This is a genomic window from Okeania hirsuta (assembly GCF_003838195.1).
Lineage (GTDB): Bacteria > Cyanobacteriota > Cyanobacteriia > Cyanobacteriales > Microcoleaceae > Okeania > Okeania hirsuta.
The window spans coordinates 1-2,618 of record NZ_RCBY01000475.1 but is presented as its reverse complement, the minus strand read 5'-3'; the positions used below and the strand labels follow the sequence as shown (position 1 = coordinate 2,618).

General features: G+C 39.7%; 4 protein-coding genes. 2 read left to right on the top strand and 2 right to left on the bottom strand.

What is annotated here, in order from left to right:
• Positions 1-440 precede the first annotated feature (440 nt).
• Together D5R40_RS31965 and D5R40_RS40420 are read right to left on the bottom strand one after the other, a co-directional pair.
• A complete protein-coding gene (locus tag D5R40_RS31965; RefSeq protein ID WP_205127184.1) occupies positions 441-1,142 on the bottom strand; it encodes an MGH1-like glycoside hydrolase domain-containing protein in 702 nt (233 codons plus the stop codon).
• A 94-nt stretch (positions 1,143-1,236) separates the two neighbouring features.
• On the bottom strand, positions 1,237-1,554 hold the full coding sequence (locus D5R40_RS40420; RefSeq protein ID WP_338043109.1) for a hypothetical protein: 318 nt from the start codon (positions 1,552-1,554) through the stop codon (positions 1,237-1,239).
• 8 nt (positions 1,555-1,562) lie between these two features.
• Here D5R40_RS40420 and D5R40_RS40415 point away from each other — a divergent pair, with 8 nt between their 5' ends.
• Positions 1,563-1,709: a transposase gene (locus tag D5R40_RS40415; RefSeq protein WP_240038719.1), complete on the top strand. Its 147-nt coding sequence runs from the start codon at positions 1,563-1,565 to the stop codon at positions 1,707-1,709.
• Positions 1,678-1,785 carry a transposase gene (locus tag D5R40_RS43255; RefSeq protein WP_353735677.1) on the top strand — a complete coding sequence of 36 codons (108 nt, stop codon included), beginning with the start codon at positions 1,678-1,680 and terminating at the stop codon, positions 1,783-1,785. Before D5R40_RS40415 ends, D5R40_RS43255 begins: the two co-directional genes overlap by 32 nt.
• The last annotated feature ends 833 nt before the right edge of the window (positions 1,786-2,618 follow it).

Sequence of the window (2,618 nt, the reverse complement as noted above, 5' to 3'; positions counted from 1 at the left end):
CATCTCCAGAAAAGAGGGAGTAGGGAGTAGGGAGTAGGGAGTAGGGAGTAGGGAGTAGGGGGAAAGAATCGATAGTCTCTGTGCAATAATTGATTTGATTTTTGGCGTTGGTGATTTATAGAACTCCTTTCCGCTTACGCGACCAAAAAACTTTCTCCTTATACTCCTCTTTCTTCTTCCCTCCTGACTCCTGAGGACTGAGGACTGACTCCTTCATCACCACCATATGCTTTTTCATAGATGGCTAAAGCAGGTTAGTAAAGTGGTTCGGCCTCGCTGTACTTGTCTTGATCGCGATATACTAGCCACAGCAATCTCTATTTTAGGAGATTGCTGTGGTTCGGCCTCGCTGTACTTGTCTTGATCGCGATATACTAGCCACAGCAATCTCTATTTTAGGAGATTGCCACGGAGGGAATTGTGTTAGTTTGTACTAATTTCTACTCAGGGCGTTTTCCTCTAGCAATATAAGCACCATGTTGTTGGATTAGTTCTGCTACTACTCCTGTCCAACCAGTTTGATGACTAGCTCCAATACCTGCACCATTATCCCCATGAAAATACTCATAGAACAGAATGTAATTATTCCAATTGGGGTCAGTTTGAAACTTTTCCGTTGCGCCATAAACAGGTCGTTGAGTTTGACCATCTTTTGGCAAGAAAATTTTGATCAAACGATGAGAAATTTCTGCAGCTACCTCCGAAAGATTCATCATATTTCCTGAACCTGTAGGACATTCTACTTTGAAATCATCTCCTAAACAGTAATGGTATTTTCGCAGGGATTCAATAATCAAAAAGTTAACAGGCATCCAAACCGGACCACGCCAATTAGAATTACCTCCAAACAGACCAAATCTCGATTCTGCTGGCTCATATTCTACTTCAGGTTGAATGTAGTTGCCACTCTTTGTTCTGATGCTAAAAGGTAATTTATAGGAATTAGGTGGCTCATGAGATTTAGATAATCCTCGAATACCATAAGGTCCGAAAAATTCAGATTCATCAAGCATTCTTTTCAGAACTAATCGGAGTCTGGTAGGGTTAACTAGAGAGAAAGCTACTCCTCCTTCCATGAGATTACTGTCTGTATTATCAAAGTAAACATTCTCCCCTTTTGTCAAATCCTGACGGTTTTGCAAGAACCAATCAGCTCTCTTTTTGAAATCAGAGTCTAAATTTGATGTCTCCAGGGGTTAAAACACCCTGGATTCTAAGCGGATATGCTTACGCGGGCTAAAGCCACGCGACACACTGCTTACGATATTTTCTAGTTAGATCGTCCAACTTATATCGTTGTGGAAGCATCAAAACTTCCCTACCAACCTTGGCTAAATCTAAACTTAGCTGTGTTGCTACTTTTTTGATAATATTTCCAGCACCATTAGCATCGGCATTAATCAATTTACCTGTTGCTGAACGGTACAAACCACGATTAACACGCTTTCCTGATGGCTCCCACCTTTCGGGTTTTTCACCAAATGACGTAAAACAACGGTTGCAACAGATTATTTTTGAGTTATGTACGCTCGCATGATTGGAGACTAATAGCATTAGAAATAATGCCAGACCATGTACATTTATTTTTAGAAGTTGATCCAACTTTTGCAGCCTCTGTCATTATCAAACGAGTCAAAGGTAGAGCTTCTCATCATTTGAGAAAAGAATTTCCGCTTATTGCTAAAATTGCCCACACTTTGGACCCCTAGCTTTTTCTGTGCTACAACCGGAAATGCTTCAACGGAGACTGTTAGGAAGTACATTGAAAACCAAACCGGAAAGTAACACCGGGTTAAAACCCGCGCGTCGTTATTCAACCAGGGGATAAATCACCCTGGCTAACTTCCTCCCGCCATTTTTTAGGTTTTAATGAGTTACGATCTTCAATCAGTCTTTTTCTTTCTTGTGTATCTTCAATCTTGACCATGGTTTTTTCTCTTTATAGAAGACATATCTGCTGCAAATGACCCTCAATTATGAATCATATCATGTCTGTTTGAATAATTAGACTTTGCTGGAAGGAAGGCAGCTATGCTGGAGGCAGGAGGCAGAAGGTTTTATCCTATTGTCACCTTAATTTTATACACGCTCCGATGCTACCGGACATGATATCAAAGGCCAAAATCTAGTTTTTGGATAAGTCTAATGGATAAACTATTAGAAATAGTCTTCATTAGATAGTTTTTTGGTGATTTATAGCCAATTCCTCAGCAACTAACACATCCATAATATAGAAATTTACCTCATCTAAATTTTTAGATTTGTTGCTAATTAATGTAGATATGTTAAGATGTATTATTTATATTTTTGGCGTTGGTAATTTGAGGTATGATATCATGTCTGGATCAGAGCGCGATCGAACTCCATTCCGTTTACGCGACCAAAAAACTTTCTCCTTCTATTCCTCTTTCTTCTTCTTTCTTCTCTCCTGAGTTCTGAGTTCTGACTTCCCCTCCTCCCTCCCCTCCTGGGAGGGGCGTGGGTGGGTTGACTCCTCAGTAATTAAGATTAATATCATACACGCGCTTTACCAACGCCATATTTTTTTATAATTAATATCATTTCCGGATAATTAGTTATAAAAAAACTTTCTCCTTCTTCTCCTGTTGTTCTTCTTT